Below are 16,435 nucleotides of genomic sequence, written 5' to 3'. Positions count from 1 at the left end.
ATGCACGCCCCCGATGCCCCGCCCCTTTACCAGGAAGTCCTGGTCAGTCCCATGTACCTGGCCGGTACCGGCGGGACCGGAGAAGCCGGCTTCGCCCCGGTTGCGCACTGGCCGCACCACCACCTCGACGAAGGCCCCTGCCAGCTCGTCGTCACCTCGCCCGACCACCGGATTCGGATCGGCTGGTTCGGCGATGACTTCGAGCTGTGGAAGATCACCGCAGCCGAGGAGTCCGTTGCCGCGCCCCGCTGGACGGCCACCTTCAACCAAGTCACTCCACCCGAGATCGTCGCCGGCCTCACCACCGCTCTGGCCCGTGACTACGCCGAGTCCGACGCCTACGACGCCAATGCGCGCTTCTTGGCCAGGCCGTCCTACCGCTGGGCCGACGCCGTCCGGCCGCTGACCGACGCCGGTTGGACACGAGACGGCGGCGCCGAGAGCGGCACCGTCGAGATCGTCGCCCCCGACGGCCAGGCCGGCATCCTGATCGACAACCGTCTCTCCGGATGGGACGACGAGACCGTCACGCTCTGGGCCGGTCCACTGGGCTGGGGCACTCGGGCGGAGGCGGTATTCACCGCCGGCACCCCGTCCCACCTGATCGCCGCGACGGCGGCCGTGATGGCGGAGTCGGCTCCAGTGGTGCGTGAGCGGCACCAGATCGACCGGCGGGTGGAGCACCTGGTCACCCTGACCCCGGTCGCGTCGGCCGCCGAGCCCCCGATCTCCCGCGCTCCGACCCCTCTCGACGTGCGCCGTACGGCGGTCACCCAGGCCGTCCACCGTGCCGCGCGGGCTCCGCGCACGGCAGCCGATCTCCGGATCATGGCCGCCCAGAGCCGCTCCGCGGGGGCGGCGCAGAACCGGCCGGGCAGCCTCCCGCCCGCAACCGGCATCCCGCTGCCGACCAGCTCGTCGGCGCCACGGCACAGCCGCTGACTCCTGTTCCGGACCTCTCAGGGATGCCGCACCCACTCGAAACCGTCGCCGCACAACGGGAGTTCCGTCATGCCCACCACCGCCATGCTCGACCAGGCCACCGCCATGATCGAGAAAGCCTGGAGCCAGCCCATCGAAGTCCTGGAAGTCCTCGCCACCCGACGCCCCTGCGAGGACCCGCTCCTGCGCTCGGCCATGCACACCCGTACCGCCCTGGCCATCACCGACAACGCGGTGACCGTTCATCAGAACCGTCTGCACGCCCTGACCCGTCCCGGGTACGTGCCAGCCTTCTACGAACTGGACCGGATCACCGAATCGGCAGTCGACCTCCGCGTCGCCCATGCGGAGAGCCATACGTACCTGCAGGCGATCAGGCGCGTGGTCGAGGCTCGTGAAGCCGCCGCACCCGCGAAGCAGTCCCCGGCAGATCGCCTGGCCCAGGCCGCAGTCGCCCGCTCCGGGCACACTCAGCACGCCCTGGGCCAAGCGCCCGACTCGCCTGCTCCTTCGGCCGCCGTCGGGCCACCGGCGCCCACCACGGGGCCGCGTCGCTGAACGCGTCAGGCGAGGTCCTCGTCGCGGTGGGCGTCCTCGATGCGAGGGCCCACCGCGCGGCCCAGCTCCTCCAGCGTCAGCTCCACGCGCCGGCCTTCCGCCGCTCGGCGCTCCACCACCGTCTCCTCGAACGGCCACCTGTCGGGCTCCGCACCGACGCCCCGTTGGCCGTCATTGATCACCGCGATGTCGCCCACGGTCCGCGGCCGTCCAGCAGCGCGGATCTTGCGTTCCAGCCCGGCTCCGTCCCAGTGTCTGCTCGCCTCGGCCATCCCTGCTCCCCCTGCGTTTCGTGCGGTCCGTCGCCGCAACCCAGGTATGACAACCGCGTTCGCCGATCAATTCCGGCTTGAAGTTCGCCCACGGCAGACGTCCGCCCTCGGGATACGACTACGTACTTCGGTAGAGCGCATGTCAACGTACGGATGTCGGGAAAACCGCAGGTCAACGAAGGGACCGTCCAGCCGTGAACACCTCCGCCGCCCTCCTGCCCGCCGTCGTCCGCCCCGCCGTGTCGACTGCCTCGGCCGTGCATACACGCAGGCCGTCTGCTCGTGCGGCGACTGGGAGATGAAGGAAGGCGTCAAGGGCTACGCCAACGAATGCCGCAGGCGGCATCTCGCCGACCACGCCAAGGGGCCGAAGGTCATCTGCGACCTGCTCCGCATCGACGCCTCCTGACGCGCCGCCACCAGCCCGGATCCGACTTCCTGTACCGCTCTCGGAGGTTCCCTTGCCCCACTACCTGACCGTCGGCCACCTGCTTCACCAGCTCCAGGCGCTCGACCCCAACCTGCCGGTCCGCCTCGCCATCAACCCCGACTTCCCCTTCGCCCATTACGTGGGAGCCGAGGTCGTCGTCCGGGACGGCACGGCGTTCATCGCCGACGACGGCCAGGATGGTTATCTCCCGGCGGGGGCGCGGGACGCCCTCGCCTGGGCCTGACTTGATCCATCAACGCCACGGAGGCTTGTATCTCGTCGCGATCCCACCCCTCGTCCGTCCTTCCGCTGCACGGCCTCGCCGTGCGCCCCATGCCGGACGGCGTGCGCGGCGCGCTGGTCCAGCGCGTCTCCGCCCGACCAGACAGCCCGCTCTACGTCACGTGGCTCGCCACCGGCACTCCCAGAGTCCCTCTCGGCCGTATCCATCTGCACTGGGAGCCCGCCTCTCTCGCGGGCTGGGACGTCACCGCTTACCTGGGCCTGGCCACCACCGAGGTACACCTCGCGTCCTGGCCCGCCGCCCCGGATGACTGGCCGCACCTAGGGCCTGTCTGATGTTGTGATCTCTTTGTTGAAGGTTCCGGCCTTGGCGGGCCGGAACCTTCGGTAGAACAGTGCCTGTGACTCGAGCGCAACTGACCGATGATGACTGGGACTTCATCGCACCCTTCCTGCCGATCGGCGCCTTCGGCCCGTATCCACAGAATCTGAGGGCCCAGTTCGAGGGTGTCGTGTGGAAGTTCCGGTCCGGGGCCCAGTGGCGGGAGATGCCCGAGCGCTTCGGGCCGTGGCAGACCGTCTACGACCGGTTCCGGTACTGGCGGAAGACCGGCGTGTTCACCGCACTGCTCGACGGCGTGATCGCCGAGGCCGCCCGGCAGGGCAAGGTGGACCTGGCGCTGGTCAGCGTGGACTCGACCACGGCCCGGGCCCATCACGACGCGGCCGGACTGCCCGTCGACGCCGAGGTGCTGGACGCCCTGGAGAAGGCAGCCGCCGAAAAAGGGGCACAGGCGAGGAACAAGACGGACACCGCGATCCCGCCGTCGAAGAGCGCCGACGGCTGACCAGGCGCCGCAGGGCCCGCCTGGCGGCAGCGAGTCTGGGCCGCTCCCGCGGCGGCCTCACCACGAAGATCCACCTTGCGATCGACACGGCCTGCCGCCCGTTGGCCGTCATCGTCACCGCCGGGCAGGCAGGGGACAGCCCCCAGTTCGTCCCCGTCCTGGAGAAGATCAAGGTCCGTGGGCCGGTCGGCAGGCCCCGAACCCGGCCCGGGGCCGTTGCCGGCGACAAGGCATACTCCTCTCGCCGCAATCGCACCTACCTGCGCAGACGCGGAATCAAGGCAGTGATCGCCGAGCCGAGGGACCAGGCGGCGAACCGCCGGAAGAAGGGCTCGCGCGGCGGGCGCCCCGTCACCTGCGACCCCGACCTCTACCGCCAACGCAACACCGTCGAACGCGGCATCAACAAGATCAAAGCCTGGCGGGGCCTCGCCACCCGCTACGACAAGGACCCCGCCAACTACCAAGCCGGCCTCGAACTCCGCGCGGCACTCCTCTGGATCCGCGGCCTCCAGACCGTCCGGTGATCACAACATCAGACAGGCCCTAGTCCGCCCGACTGTCCAAGAGGTGACCGGCCTATGCGCCGCTCTCACGTTCGCGACCCATGTCCTCGGCCTCTCCAACCGCGTCGCCGAGGTCTGACCGATCACCGCATAAGGCCGCCCCGCACCGATCAGGCAGGGGCGGCCTTGCCGTACGCCCATCCATCTGTTGCATACGCTCATCCAGACGAACGAGGAGGGCACGATGGCCGACGACCAGCAGCGAACGCCTCCAGGACGCCCGCCTGATCACACGGGCGTTGAGCGCCTCGCCGCGCTGCCCCGGACTCGACGACCTTCTGCCGACCTGGAACGGCCGACCGAGCCCGCTGTGGCGCAAGCGCCTCGGCCGGCATGTGCGCGACTGCTCCCGCTGCCTCCTGGCCGGCTCGGCACTCGTCCCGGTCGAGGGACTTCTCGCCGGCCTGGCGCTGGTCCCGCTTCCGCTGGGGCTGACCGGTCAGGTACTGGCAGGTCTCAGCCCGGTGGGCACCACGGCGGCCGCGGCCGGTTCGGCCTCGGGCTCCACCGCGCTGCTGGACAACGCGTGCCGAGTCGTGCGCAAGGGCGCGCGGCACCTGGCCCGTGGGCCGGTCGCCGCAACGGTCGCGACGGTGGTCGCCCTGGGGGCGGTGACCGGCTGGTACGTCCATGCGCACACGAACACTTCCGAGACGACGTCGGTCACAGTCCCAGACACTGACCGGGCGTCGCAGACTGCGTCCGCTTCCCGCGAGACACCGGAAAAGTCCGCGTCACCGGAGAGCAGCCTTTCTCCCTCGGTGAGTGTGAAGACGACACCACCAACGGTCGCTGCAGAGGTGCCGCCCGCCGACCGGCCCGACTGCGGTGACTCGGTGGCCCGGGCATGGGCGGACTGGCCCATGCCCGACAACTCGGTGGGCCTGGACATCAATCAGGCGACGTACACCGACCTGGGCGACGGCACAGTGCGCGATGACTCCACCTGCCTGGTGTGGCAGAAGACGGTGGCGCCGGACGAGTACTCCTTCGCCCGAGCTAACGACTACTGTGCCGGGCTCGACCTCTCCGGTGGCGGCTGGCACCTCCCCAGCTGCATCGAGCTGACGTCCCTCGTGGACACGGGCCGCGCGGCTCCGGCCATCGACACCAGGGCGTTCCCCGACACCCCGTCCCAGTTCTTCTGGACCTCCACCGCATGGGCGGTGGAATCGGACCCCCAGCGTGCCTGGATCATCAACTTCTACGAGGGGCTGGCGAGCAACGGCGCTTTCCAGGACAGCGAGCAACGGGTGCGCTGCGTAGCTCACCCGACAGCGGCACAGGGCGCCCCCGCTACCAGGTGTCCGCCGACACGGTCACCGACCCGGCGACCGGCCTCACCTGGCAGCGCGGCTCCTCTCCGGCCACCATGACCGCTGCCGAGGCAACCGAGTACTGCCGGAATCTCGGGCTGGACGGCCAGCGCTGGCGGTTGCCCGGCCTGAAGGAACTCGCCACCACGGTCGACGACAGCCGAGTCGCTCCGGCCATCGACCCCGCGGCCTTCCCGGCGACGCAGGCGGACGCTTGGTACTGGTCGACCAGTGCCTCCACCCCGGAGCCGGGCAATTACTGGGCGCTCAACTACGAAGACGGGTACACCAACTACCGAGAGGTTACGGCCGGATACGTACGATGTGTACGGTGAGCGTCGGCGAATCGCCAGGCAACTCGACGGTGCGACCGGAAGCGGCGCATGGTCTGATCCGCGTAGCTTTACGCAATGCCGTTCGACCGCGCGGGAAGGAAGCGCTCACGGCGCGGAACCGTGGGGACTCGCAGACCATTGCAGGTTGGGCAGCCCGTCCAGCCTCGTCCCTGATCGCCGGGCCGCGTTCCTCGCCCATCAGTACTCCGACAGGCTGTTTGGAAGAAGGCTTCCTCCACCTGTGCCGAGGTGCACGCCTACCGAAGCCTCGGGCGTGACGCTGTCCACGGACATGCCTGCCGAAGAACATGTCCGAGTCCACAGGCCCGTTCGGCTCCGGCTCGTGGCACCCGACACGGCTGGCCGCACGCGCGGCTACGAGGAGCACCACTACTTCGTCGGCGGCACCCCTCGACACCTGGCTCCTTACCTGCCTACTCCAGGTAGGTGCCGATGAAGACGCCGTCGAAGCCGAGCGCGATCAGACCTTTCTCGACGCTGGGGTAGATATTCGTCTCACCCGGTCCGCCGACAAGGGCGTCGAAGTCGGCGCGGCGGAGTTCGGGTTCGAGCCACTGGTTGCCGCACCGGCAGTGGATCCAGACGTTGCGGCCGTGGTTGATGAGCAGCCAGTCGCGTCGGGCCCGGCAGGTCGAGCACATCACGGGGATGCCGCCGAGGGCGAGTTCGGATGGGTGGATGACACAGCGGGTCGCGTCGGGACCGTCGGCCGGCTGGGTCTCGTGCTGGGGTTGCAGCAGGGGGTCGGTGCTGGTGGGGAGGACGGGCAGCGCGGATGCCGGCTCCGTGGTGCGGTCGGTGGTTCTGAGCACGAGCGTCATCTCCCTGTTGAGGGCTTCCTGTTTTCATCCGTAACAGCCGGAAGAACTGGCTGTCCAGGGGTTTCATGGAGTCCGGTCGGCCGGTGGACGGCCTCCCAGACGCGCTGGTCAGCGGCGCGGTGGGCGGCTTCGCGGGTCAGGGACGGCAGGGCGCGGCGCAGCTGTGGGTGCGTTCCGTTCGCTGGTGTGGTTGGTCGAGGTCTTCTTGGTCGGGCGAGTGCCGGCCTGCGGTTGCCGGGGAGCTTCGCCCGGGTGGGCGGGGAGCTGGGCGAGGCGGCGCAGGCGCCAGATCAGGACGTCGTTCACGTTCGTGGCGGTGTCGAGTTCGCGCATGTCGATGGCCTGCCGCAAGAGGGTTGTGGAATCGTGGCCGGCCTGCTCGGCTTGTGCGAGGGTGACGACCAGGGCGTTGGTGTTCGTCGGGATGCCGTCTGCTCGTACGCCCTGCTCCGGGAGAGCTGCGCGGAGGGTGGCCTCGTACGTCCGGTGTTGGGTCTCGGGGAGGGCACGCCCCTGGTCGTTCAGTATGCGAATCGGCGTGACGGCGGCCTGGTGGTAGGCGGTGCGCAGGTGTTCGGCGGCCTGGCGGGAAGCGTGGGCCTGCTGGGCGTGGCCGCGTGCGGAGTGCCAGCGGGCGGCGGCGAGGGTGGCCAGGACTAGGGTGGAGACGAGCATGGCGGTGGTACCGCCGTCTTCACCGCGGCCGAGGGCGCTGCCGGCCTGGACGATGCCCCGGGCGGCGGAGCGGAGCGCGCGGGTGTCGGCGCGTTCTGCTCGGACGTAGCTGCGGGTGGCCCGTTCGAAGGCGCGGGCGGCGGCGGCCAGCTCGGCGCGGGTGGCGGCCGGGGAGGTCTGGGCGACCGCGTCCAGGAGTTCGCCGACGCCGACGAGCTGGGCTGCGGCTTCGTCGTCGTTGCCGTCGAGGAGGACGGCGGCACGCTCGGCGATGCCGGTAGCGCTGCGACGTTGTCGGGCCTGCGGAGACCAGTCCGCCCGGCAGCTGGCGGCCGGAGGTGTTGTCCGGTCGGTGATTTCGTCGGTCAGCCGGTGGCGGATCTTCGGGAGGGACAGGTCGGGGGCCAGCTTGGAGCCGGGGTACCAGACGGGTTCGCCGTTGCGGTTGCGGTCGCCGGGCAGGGCGACGTTGTAGCCGAGTGCGTCGCCGGAGGGGGCGTGGCGCATCTTCACGCGTAGGCCCGCCTCGCGGAGTCGGGTGAAGAACTCCTCTTCGGTGGCGGCTCCGGCGAGGGCCTGGCGGACGGCTTCGCGGAGGGTCTCGCGGGCGGTTGCGGACCGACCGACGCGTTCGGCTTTGAACCTCTCGGCGCTGGTGGGGTTCTTCGCTGCGGTGCCGTCGCCGGCGTTGAGGCGGCGCAGACCCATTTCCTTCTCGATGCGCCGGCAGATGGCCTGGGCCTTGTTGAAGTCGTAGTTGAGGCGGGGGTTGCGCAGGTCACCGCGGACTAGGGTGGCGAGGATATGGATGTGGTCTTCTGCGTGGCGGACGGCGATCCACCGGCAGCCGTCGGGGTCACCGTCCGGGGCGATGCCGGTGGCGTGGACGATGCGCTGGGCGACGGCGTTCCACTCCTCGTCGGACAGGCGCCGGTCGCCCGGGGCGGTGCGGACCGAGCAGTGCCAGACGTGTTTGGCGGGCGCGCGATCGTCGGCCTGCTTGACCCGGAGGTCGAGGACGGCGGTGAGGTGCGTGAGGGTGACGTGTGGATCGCGGCCGGGGTCGGGGGCGAAGCCGTCCCAGGAGCCGACGAGGTGTGGGTCGGTGTGTTCCTCGCGGCGGCCGGGGCCATAGAGGTAGGCGAGGAGGCCGTGGGTGCGGGAGCCGCGTGAGATGTCGGGCACCATCACAACCGCCTGGTCACCAGGTCGTTCGCCGCGTCGTCGAGGCGGCAAAGGAGTCGGGTCAGGAAGCTCAGTGCGTGGTCGAGTTCGCCGGGACGGGGCTGTCCGCCGGCGTTGTGGACGTAGGCAATCTGGTTGATGTTGTTGCCGATCCGGGCCAGGGCGGTACGCAGGGCGGCGAGTTCGTCGATGGCCGTGTCGAGTCGTTCGTTGGTGTGCAGGGTGGTCGCACCACGGGCGGCGGCGAGGCCGGCGGCGGCGAGGAAACGGGCGACGGTGATGCCGCGCTGCACGGCGGCGGCGGCGATCTCGGCGTGCTCGGCGTCGGAGAGGCGGGTGGTCGTCTTGCGGGTGCGCTCGCTCGGGTTGCGGCTGCGGCGGCGCGGTTTGCGGTCGGGGAAGGCAGGCGTGATCGGGCTCGGCTGCTCACGGTGGTCATCGCGGTCGGCTTCTCCCCCAGTAACCGGCGCCCCCTGGTGCCGGTTACCCGGTTGGTTCCCGAGCGCCCCCGCTCGGGAACCAACCGGGCCTCCCCCGCCCCCCGGGGCGGGGGCAAGTGCGTACGACGGGCCGTAGGACCGTCGTACGCGATAGCTTGCTCCGCCAGGAGCCGTCGCGGGGTCACGCTGCTGTCCGGCGTCGGTCACCGCCGAGTCGTCGGTGGTCACCGGCTCGTCTCCGGGTCCTGCTGCTGGATTTCGCGGACAAGTTCCTCGATCCAGTCCATGGCCAGGACCGGGTGGTGCAGGGTCCAGGGGCGATCGTGCTGCTCTCGTTGCACGATCCAGGTGGTGTCGGGGCCGGACTGGGCGCGGTGGAGGTGGCCACGCTGGTGCAGAACGGTCAGCCAGGAGTCGACTTCGGCGGGCGTGGCCGGGTGGGTGCGCATCAGGTGTGCTCCGCTTCTGCTCAAGAGGGGTGTCCGGAGCGGGTGACCGGCCGGGGTGACCGGCTCGGTCACTCGCTCCGTGGTGTCCGGTCAGTTCCGGGCGGAGGTGACCGGCTTGCCGTGCTGTTCGCGCAGCTGGGCCATCAGGGCGGTCAGGGTGTCGCTGGACAGCGGGATCTGCTGACCGCGGATCGCCTGGGCGACCACCTTGCGGGTCAGCTTGTCCTCGGCCCTGACCGCTGACCGGGCGATCTTCAGCAGTTCCTCGGTGTCCGGGTCAGGCCGTCGGTCACTGGGTATCCGGGGGACCCGGTCAGTGACCGGTGGAGGAGTGACCGGCGGGGCGGTGGGGGCCACCGGCCTGTCCTGGCCGCTGGTGACCGGGGCGGTGTCGTCTGGGCGGTCAGTGACCGACCGCGTCGTGTCCAGCTGTCCGAGCAGGCCAGCGGCCTTTTGTGGCTGACCGCGGTGGCCGGTGATCGGCGTCGGACTGTCCGCCGGGGCCCTGTCCCCGGTCAGTGACCGGGAGGCGGAGGCCTTCTTGTCCAGGGACAGTGGTGTCCGGTCGGTCAGAGCGGTGGCCAGCTGGCCGACCCTGACCTGACCGACCCGGTCGGTCCGGGTGACCTCGACGGCATCGCCCCGGCCGGTCTGACCGGGGGGACCCGGGTGACCGGCCGGGCCGAGGTCCTCGCCGTCACTGCCTTTGACCGGCCCGCGGGCGATGAGGATATAGAGGTGGACCGCTCCGGCCAGGGCCAGCGGGGCGATGGTGGACAGCACCGCGACCACCGTGTTGCCGAGCCGGAGACCGGTGCCGGCGACCGCGTCATCGTTGAGCCGCACCGCGTGGAGCGCGTTGGCCCAGATGCTGGCGGCGGTGGCCGTGCCGAAGAGTGTCCAGACGTAGAGCCGGGCACGCAGCGGCGCGTCGCGCAGGACCAGGAGCGCCCGGACGCCGTAGGCGATGAACCCGTCGATCACCAGGGGGAAGAGATAGGTGAGGAAGCCTCGGACGTGGATGGCGACGGCCATCTGCTGGAGGGCGTCGTACGACAGCGCGCATCCTGCGCCGCCCAGGGCGATGACGACCGCGCGGTCCCACCCGGAGATGTGCGCCGTCTTCGGCGTGATCGTGGCGGTCATGCCGCCGTCCCGAAGTCGTCGCGGACCAGACGCTCGCCGCCGACCTCGGAAGGCGGGGTAGTCGTCGCGGGCTGGTTCAGGTCTCGGTTGCGCAGGGCGCGGCGGAGTTCGCGGTAGAGCTTCTGGGCGTGCTCCTCGGTAATCTTCAGGAGCCAGGCCAGGCGCTGCTCGGTAACCCCGTGGCGGTAGGCGGCGTAGACGACCGCGCGGCGCTCGGCCTTGGTGAGGTGGACGTCGCGTCCGTCGATCGTGTCGTTGACGCGGCTGTAGTCGAGGCGGTGGGCGATCTTCTCGTGAAGTGGTCCGCGCTCCTCCTCGGTCAGTCCGCCCCGGATGCCGTCGGTGGTGCCGCCTTCCAAGGCGGCGTCCAGGCAGGCGCGACGGACCGGGCACTGGCCACACAACGACTTCGCGGCGGCGATCTTGTCGGTCTCGTCGGGCTCCGGGAAGAAGATCTCGGGATCGACCGGGTTGTATTCGGTGCTCTGACAGACGGCATCGGCCTGCCAGGTGTGGTCACCGAGCGACCGGTGGCGGGCAGGGCTGTTCGTCGTGCTGGTCATGCGGGGTGCTCCGATCGCTCTCCGCGCGCAGGGGCGTCGGCGGAGAGGTGCGCTGGGTCGGGAAGGTGCTCGGGCGGAGCCCAGAGGGCGCGGCCCGGCGTGGCGGCCTGCGACGGGGTCAGGCGGCGGCGCGGTGGCGTCTGCGGTCGACCTCGTTGAACTCGACCCGGGTGGTCATCTGCGCGAGCCGGGAGGCGACGCGGTCGCCGAGGTAGGACCGGAGTTCCCTGATCGCCAGGTTGGTGGTGATCAGGGTCGGGAGTTCGTAGTTGTACCGGCGGTTGATCAGCCGATACGTGATCTCCTCGGTCCACTCGCTGGCCTTGGCCGCGCCGAGGTCATCGATGATCAGCAGCGGGCAGCGACTGACGGCCGCCAGCTCCCGCTCACTGTCGGCGCCGGGCCGGGGGCGCAGTTCGGCGTACAGGTCGGCGGCGGTGGTCGCGCGCCAGCGGACGCCGACTCCGCTCTGCACCAGCCGCCGGACTGCGCCATACGCCTGATGCGTCTTGCCCGCGCCAACGACCCCGGCCATCAGCAAGCTGGGGCCGGTGGTGACCTGCCGCCGGGCCCCTCGGCTGGGAGCGACGGCCGCTTCGGTGACCTCCCGGACCCAGTCCAGGACCTGCGGGTGGTCGGCGACGGCCGCCTGGTAGCGCGGGGGCATCCCGGCCGACAGAGCGTCCAGCGGGGAGACCCGCTCGGGCTCGTCGGTGAGCGCGGCGACGGCGGCCGGGTCGATGTTGCGGGCGGCCAGGATCCGGGCCATCCGGTCCCGGGCGGCCTCGCCGAGAGGCTGCGGCTCGCGGCTATGAGTGCGCATCACAGCTCCTCGGCGTAGGCGGCGGCAGCGCTGACCGGGTTGGTCCACGCCTGGTGGCCGGGCACGTTAGGCCGGATTCCCTGCCGCGCCAAACCACCGGAGCGTGCGTTCATGGCCTCGTTGACCATGCTTGTCAGCACGCTCGGGTGCTTGGGGTGGGCCGCGAAATTTGCCAGCCCGGCCCGGATGTGTTCCGGAGCGATGCCTTCGCCCAGGAGCTTCTTGGTGATCCGCCCGAGGTGTCCGATCACGTCGCTGGGCGGGCGCTCGTCGCATGCGGCGACGTACTCGCCGACGAGCTGGTTGGCCGATACGCCGGCTGCGGGCGCCGTGCGCCCCGTAGGAAAAGGAGATCCAGGATCCAAGATCCTAGATCCAGGCGCCGAGCCCTCTCCGGCGCTTCGGGGAAGGCTCGGGGAGCCCTCGGAGAGTGCGTCCTGGCCTGCGCTTTCCCCTCCGGCCCGGCTGGGAGCGCCGCCCGCCCTGTTGACGGCTTCCTGCCGGTCGACGAGAGCCCCGCCTGCGTGTCCGGGAGGCGCCGAGGTGGTCTTGGCGGACAGGGCGAGGGCTCGGGGAGCATTCGGCGAGGTCTCGGCGAGCCCTCGGGGAGGGGTGGACGAACCCTCGGTCCGCCTGGTGCAGGCGCCCTTGCAGGGGGCGCACCGGTCGGCAGCCTGGTGCTGCGGGCACGAGGGCAGCCGGGACTGGCTCGCCTTGTCGATCTTCTGGTGGTCGGTCCAGGTCACGATGTGGAGGTACCGGCGGCCGTCGCAGCCGGTGTACCGGCAGATGAGGTCGGCGTTCGCGAGCTGGTGGAGGTCGTCCTCGACGTGTACCGAGGTGTGCTCGGCGCGCAGGGGCCAGAGGAGCCCGGCGATGATCGCGGCGTTGTCGCGGTGGCGACCGTGGTCGTCGGCCTGGGTGAGCAGCCCGAAGAAGGTGCGCTCTGCCTCCACGGTCACTTCGGCGAGCGACTCGGAGGTGAACGCCTCCGGCTTGATGGTTCGTATCCGCGCCATATCAGCGGCCCCGACCGGCGGCGACCAGGTCGGTGCGGGTAAGGGGGGCATAGGCGAGGTGGGAGGTGTGCGGTCGCGTCCAATCCACCTCCGGCCAGACCCGCAGGATGCAGCGGGCCGCGACCCTGGCGGTGGTGCGGCCCAGCTTCATGGTCTTCCCGGCCTCGTCCTTGACGACGGCGTGCAGGTGGGGCGACGTCTGCTGCGGGTCGGTGAGGCTGACCCGGATGGTGGCCGCTCCCGGGATCATGTCGGCGAGCTGGGCGGCGAGGCGGCGCTGGCGACCAGTGTCGGGGCAGGCCGGGGTTCCGCTCGGCATGGCGAGCATGCGATACTCCGTTGTTCGTAGGAGCGCGGTGCGGCGGTCTCGTGCAAGAAGCCCTACCGCCCGCGTGATGTGAATTGGCGCCTCTTGGGATGCCACTCCGGCGCTTGGGAGTTGGTACCTCCCGGGCGCCGGTTTCAGTTGTCGAGCCACGTCACGGGCCGTGCGCTCGCATTCGCCCCACCTCCTCTCTCGTGCTCGTTCCGTCCCCTCTCCGGGGCGCCGCCCGGCGGGGGACGACGAACATACGTAGACACCTGCAGCAAGTCCATCCCTGGCTCTGGGAGCCGCACGACCGGTCGGCAACGGCTGGGTACCGATTCCGACGGCGCGTTGCACACGTGGCGACGACAATGCAACTTGCATAGGCGTCCCCCAGGGCTGGCACCATAGAGAGCCGGAGCCCAACCACCAGGTGCGATACGGAAACGTACGTTAGTTTCGAGGACGCATCAAGCCTGGATTACAGTTGTCTCAGACGCCGCCCCCGCCGGCCCGATCGCCACCCCGCAGGAGTTCATGTGCCCCCACGTCAGATCGACGGCAGTCGCATACGTGCTGTCCGGCGGGGCAAGGATCTCGGTCAGAGGGAGTTGGCCGAGATGGTGGGCGTCAGCGCCCCCACTGTCGCACGCTGGGAGAACGGGGGGGACTTCCCCAAAGGCGAAAAGTTGCCCTCGATTGCAGCGGCCCTCGGTCAGCCGCTCGATGTTCTTTTCCCCCACGACGGCCCGCCGGACCTGCAACTCCTGCGATGCGACGCCGGCCTCAGCGTGGCAGAGGCCGCTGCGATCATCGGCACGAGCCGCGTGCCGGTGAGCAACGCCGAATCCGGTCGGCGCAGGCTCAGCGACGCCTACGTGCAGCCGCTCGCCCGGGCGTACGGGGTGACCGAGGAGGAGTTGCTGGCTGCCCAGGACTGCTCGTTCGGGCTTCGCCCGACACCCTCGCTTAGCCAGCAGGAGGCCACGCCCCGCACGGTCGGAGAAAAGATCAACTTCCTCTTGCGGTACGGGTCCGCGAGCCAGGAGATCTTCTCTGACGAGGAGATGGCCCGACTCGTCAATGATCACGCGCGCGTGGCGGCCGTCACCTCGAAGGACATCGCCGACCTTCGCGAGGGATTCACGACCGAGGCTTCCGACGAAGTGCGTGCCGGCCTAGCCCACGCGTTTCAGGTTCCCCCTTGGCTCTTCGGGGACGACGCCGAGCTCACCCCTTTGGTCCGCGAGTTCCTGGAGGCAATCCGTTTCATCAGCTCGATTCACCGGGGGCAGGTCCTCGGCCTGGCTGCTCGCGGCAACAGCGAGGGCCTGTCCGCTGAGATGATGGCCGGCATCAACAGGCTCGTCGGAGAACTGAAGCACAAGCTGCCAGAGGTGCAGGACGGGGAGTGACGCCGCCGGCAAGCGGTCCTCGCGGTCTTGGACCTCCGAGATGTCTCCGCTCCGCAGGCGCGTCGGGAGCTGACCCTCGACCGCGCGTGGACGAGGCTGGTACGAGCTAGGTCACAGCCGGGCTGGTGCTTACAACGCGAAGGGACTACGGCGTTGCCCCTTGCCGAGGCAACGTCTTAGTCCCTTCGCTGTTCCTGACCGCGGCGGCTCCGAAGCGGAAGACGGACGTTCGTTCGCCTCCGGGGCCACCGCTGTCGCGACTGCCTGCCGATGCGGACAAGCAGGGCGGACGAGGCTCAGCTTCGACGCCGAGACCGGTCGGACCGCTGCGCCCACGGCGTCAGGCTAAGTCAGCGGATGGTGTTCGGCGCGACGTCATCGTTCACGGGGGACCCTTTCGTGGGCGTGGGCGCCACCAGTTTCCCGGCTCCAGATGCAGGCCTCTGCCACCGCCTGCCATCAGCACCGACACCGCCTACAGGACACTGCCTGATCGAAACCATAACTGCCGTGACTGTGTTGGTTGAGGCTTTGATAGTCCCGTCCTGTAGTGGACATGGCCGCTTTGCCCCCCGCTGTCGACCGTGCAATTCAGGTATCCGGCAGGCGAAACTCATCCCGTCCGCCACGTGCAGGACATCGTCGAGAGAAGGAGACGCGGGATGCACGGAACCAAGGTTGCGGGGCTGGGAGTTCTGCTCGCCACAGTACTCGGAGGAAGCGCAATGGCGGCCTCGGCCGGCGCGGTCGTAGCCTCCCCCACGGGCACCGCTGTGGTGCAGGTCGCGGGTGAGAGCGAGGACGGTTTCCAGGATGCGGGCTGGCAGTAGACGAATTCCGATCAGGTCGTCGCAGAGCGTTCGTCGGCTGCAAGGAGGCTAGGGAATTCTTATGGGAATGCGAAAGCTTTATCTCCCGGGCGAGGGGCTGCTTGATTCACTGTCGTTCGTCGAGGGATTCTCCCGTTGGCTGGGGAAGAGTGCCGACGACGTGGATGCGGCATTCGTCGGCACGGAGCGAGAGCGGCTGGCGGAAAGCATCCGAAGGATCAACGACGAGGCGCTTCTGGGTGACTCGACGTCCTTCTACGCACAGCAACTGCTGCTTTCCCGTATCTATCAGCTGCACACGGTTCTCCCGGAGTGGCCCACGTCCGAGGGATCGGTCGTGGTGCACGAGGTCACCCGTCTCCTCGAGACCGCGACGGCGCAGGCAGAGGACGCCTGGGTCGAATCGGACGTACTGGACGCGGTTCCGGAGGAGCCGCGCGCCTACCTGTCGTGGCTGAAACAGACAGCCCGAAACCACCGAGTGTTCAAGCACCCGTACTACCACGAGTTCATAAAGAACCAGGCGAACACCGCCGACCTGCGTAACTACGTGATGCAGGAGTCGGTGGTCGACGGCCGGTTCGACGACCTGTTGGCCATGATGCAGGTGGGCACCAGCGGCCGTGCCAAGATGGAGATCGCTCAAAACTTCTGGGACGAGATGGGCAACGGCGAGGCCGAGCAGGTCCACACGACCCTGTTCAACAAGATCTACGAAGTGTTCGATATCTCGGCGGCGGAACTCGAGAGCAGCCTCACGGCCAACGCTTTGCTGTCCGGGAACCTGGCCGTCATGCTGTCCAGATACCGCCACCTCTACCCCGAGGCGGTGGGATTCCTGGGCATGACCGAGTGGATGGTGCCCGACCGCTTCGTCCAGGTGGTCCATGCCTGGGAACGTCTGGGTCTGCCCGACATAGGAATCGTCTACCACCGGCTGCACATCACGGTGGACTCCCAGCACGCCGCGGGCTGGTTCCACAACGTCGTGGTGCCGGCGGCCGAGTCGCCCCGTATGCGTCGGGCCATCGCACGCGGAACGCTGTGGCGGCTCAACTCCTCCGCCCGCTACCTAGACGAGCGGATGCCCGCCGCGGCTAGCTGAGCGCTCCGCCGTCTGTGCCGACTTGCGGCTCCGCCGCGGGGCCGCGATGTGCCGTCGGTCGTCTGCGGCGCCATCGTGGCCGGTGCCGACCCGCTTGGGCAGGTCCTAACGGCCTGTCGCGCCCCC

The 16,435-nt window shown here is 69.6% G+C and carries 18 protein-coding genes and 1 pseudogene; 9 read left to right on the top strand and 10 right to left on the bottom strand.

Features of this window, described 5'->3' with window-relative positions; all coding sequences use genetic code 11:
- Nucleotides 1-942, top strand: coding sequence for a DUF317 domain-containing protein (locus ACFV9M_RS11290; RefSeq protein WP_385062736.1), 942 nt, complete (start codon nt 1-3; stop codon nt 940-942).
- Nucleotides 943-1,011: 69 nt separating this feature from the next.
- Nucleotides 1,012-1,500: a hypothetical protein gene (locus tag ACFV9M_RS11285; protein WP_385062737.1), complete on the top strand. Its 489-nt coding sequence runs from the start codon at nt 1,012-1,014 to the stop codon at nt 1,498-1,500.
- Nucleotides 1,501-1,505: 5 nt separating this feature from the next.
- Here ACFV9M_RS11285 and ACFV9M_RS11280 read toward each other — a convergent pair whose 3' ends face one another.
- On the bottom strand, nt 1,506-1,772 hold the full coding sequence (locus tag ACFV9M_RS11280; RefSeq protein WP_385062739.1) for a hypothetical protein: 267 nt from the start codon (nt 1,770-1,772) through the stop codon (nt 1,506-1,508).
- A 461-nt stretch (nt 1,773-2,233) separates the two neighbouring features.
- Here ACFV9M_RS11280 and ACFV9M_RS11275 point away from each other — a divergent pair, with 461 nt between their 5' ends.
- From ACFV9M_RS11275 to ACFV9M_RS11255, 5 genes and pseudogenes are all read left to right on the top strand, one after another.
- Nucleotides 2,234-2,446 carry a hypothetical protein gene (locus tag ACFV9M_RS11275; RefSeq protein ID WP_385062741.1) on the top strand — a complete coding sequence of 71 codons (213 nt, stop codon included), beginning with the start codon at nt 2,234-2,236 and terminating at the stop codon, nt 2,444-2,446.
- Between the two features lie 80 nt (nt 2,447-2,526).
- The gene (locus ACFV9M_RS11270) at nt 2,527-2,781 is read left to right on the top strand and encodes an esterase (protein ID WP_385062742.1); all 255 of its coding nucleotides are present in this window, start codon (nt 2,527-2,529) and stop codon (nt 2,779-2,781) included.
- A gap of 65 nt (nt 2,782-2,846) precedes the next feature.
- Nucleotides 2,847-3,820 (top strand): annotated as a pseudogene (locus ACFV9M_RS11265) (IS5 family transposase).
- A 278-nt stretch (nt 3,821-4,098) separates the two neighbouring features.
- The gene (locus ACFV9M_RS11260; RefSeq protein WP_385062743.1) at nt 4,099-5,235 is read left to right on the top strand and encodes a DUF1566 domain-containing protein; all 1,137 of its coding nucleotides are present in this window, start codon (nt 4,099-4,101) and stop codon (nt 5,233-5,235) included.
- On the top strand, nt 5,232-5,510 hold the full coding sequence (locus ACFV9M_RS11255; protein WP_385062745.1) for a DUF1566 domain-containing protein: 279 nt from the start codon (nt 5,232-5,234) through the stop codon (nt 5,508-5,510). Before ACFV9M_RS11260 ends, ACFV9M_RS11255 begins: the two co-directional genes overlap by 4 nt.
- Before the next feature lie 434 nt (nt 5,511-5,944).
- On the opposite strand, the gene ACFV9M_RS11250 is transcribed toward ACFV9M_RS11255, so the two are convergent.
- The 9 genes from ACFV9M_RS11250 to ACFV9M_RS11210 form a co-directional block, all read right to left on the bottom strand.
- A complete protein-coding gene (locus ACFV9M_RS11250; RefSeq protein ID WP_385062747.1) occupies nt 5,945-6,352 on the bottom strand; it encodes a hypothetical protein in 408 nt (135 codons plus the stop codon).
- A 108-nt stretch (nt 6,353-6,460) separates the two neighbouring features.
- Entirely contained in the window at nt 6,461-8,215 is a 1,755-nt protein-coding gene (locus ACFV9M_RS11245; RefSeq protein ID WP_385062748.1) for a relaxase/mobilization nuclease domain-containing protein, read from the bottom strand.
- Complete coding sequence (locus tag ACFV9M_RS11240) at nt 8,215-8,880, bottom strand: MobC family plasmid mobilization relaxosome protein (protein ID WP_385102396.1); 666 nt, start codon at nt 8,878-8,880, stop codon at nt 8,215-8,217. Before ACFV9M_RS11240 ends, ACFV9M_RS11245 begins: the two co-directional genes overlap by 1 nt.
- Complete coding sequence (locus ACFV9M_RS11235; protein ID WP_030195633.1) at nt 8,877-9,101, bottom strand: hypothetical protein; 225 nt, start codon at nt 9,099-9,101, stop codon at nt 8,877-8,879. Before ACFV9M_RS11235 ends, ACFV9M_RS11240 begins: the two co-directional genes overlap by 4 nt.
- A gap of 90 nt (nt 9,102-9,191) precedes the next feature.
- Nucleotides 9,192-10,247 (bottom strand): DUF2637 domain-containing protein, encoded by a 1,056-nt coding sequence (locus ACFV9M_RS11230; RefSeq protein ID WP_385062750.1) that lies wholly within the window; start codon nt 10,245-10,247, stop codon nt 9,192-9,194.
- Entirely contained in the window at nt 10,244-10,810 is a 567-nt protein-coding gene (locus ACFV9M_RS11225) for a WhiB family transcriptional regulator (RefSeq protein ID WP_385062752.1), read from the bottom strand. The genes ACFV9M_RS11230 and ACFV9M_RS11225 overlap by 4 nt, the downstream gene beginning before the upstream one ends.
- A 118-nt stretch (nt 10,811-10,928) precedes the next feature.
- The gene (locus tag ACFV9M_RS11220; protein WP_385062754.1) at nt 10,929-11,633 is read right to left on the bottom strand and encodes an ATP-binding protein; all 705 of its coding nucleotides are present in this window, start codon (nt 11,631-11,633) and stop codon (nt 10,929-10,931) included.
- Nucleotides 11,633-12,652, bottom strand: coding sequence for a hypothetical protein (locus tag ACFV9M_RS11215; RefSeq protein WP_385062755.1), 1,020 nt, complete (start codon nt 12,650-12,652; stop codon nt 11,633-11,635). Before ACFV9M_RS11215 ends, ACFV9M_RS11220 begins: the two co-directional genes overlap by 1 nt.
- 1 nt (nt 12,653) lies before the next feature.
- Complete coding sequence (locus tag ACFV9M_RS11210; protein WP_385062757.1) at nt 12,654-12,980, bottom strand: transcriptional regulator; 327 nt, start codon at nt 12,978-12,980, stop codon at nt 12,654-12,656.
- A 518-nt stretch (nt 12,981-13,498) separates the two neighbouring features.
- Here ACFV9M_RS11210 and ACFV9M_RS11205 point away from each other — a divergent pair.
- Together ACFV9M_RS11205 and ACFV9M_RS11200 are read left to right on the top strand one after the other, a co-directional pair.
- Nucleotides 13,499-14,374 (top strand): helix-turn-helix domain-containing protein, encoded by an 876-nt coding sequence (locus ACFV9M_RS11205; protein ID WP_385062759.1) that lies wholly within the window; start codon nt 13,499-13,501, stop codon nt 14,372-14,374.
- Between the two features lie 897 nt (nt 14,375-15,271).
- On the top strand, nt 15,272-16,309 hold the full coding sequence (locus ACFV9M_RS11200) for an iron-containing redox enzyme family protein (RefSeq protein WP_385062761.1): 1,038 nt from the start codon (nt 15,272-15,274) through the stop codon (nt 16,307-16,309).
- The last annotated feature ends 126 nt before the right edge of the window (nt 16,310-16,435 follow it).

It is taken from the genome of Streptomyces sp. NPDC059895 (genome assembly GCF_042731035.1).
Classification (GTDB): domain Bacteria; phylum Actinomycetota; class Actinomycetes; order Streptomycetales; family Streptomycetaceae; genus Streptomyces.
This window is presented reverse-complemented; position numbering and strand designations above follow the sequence as displayed.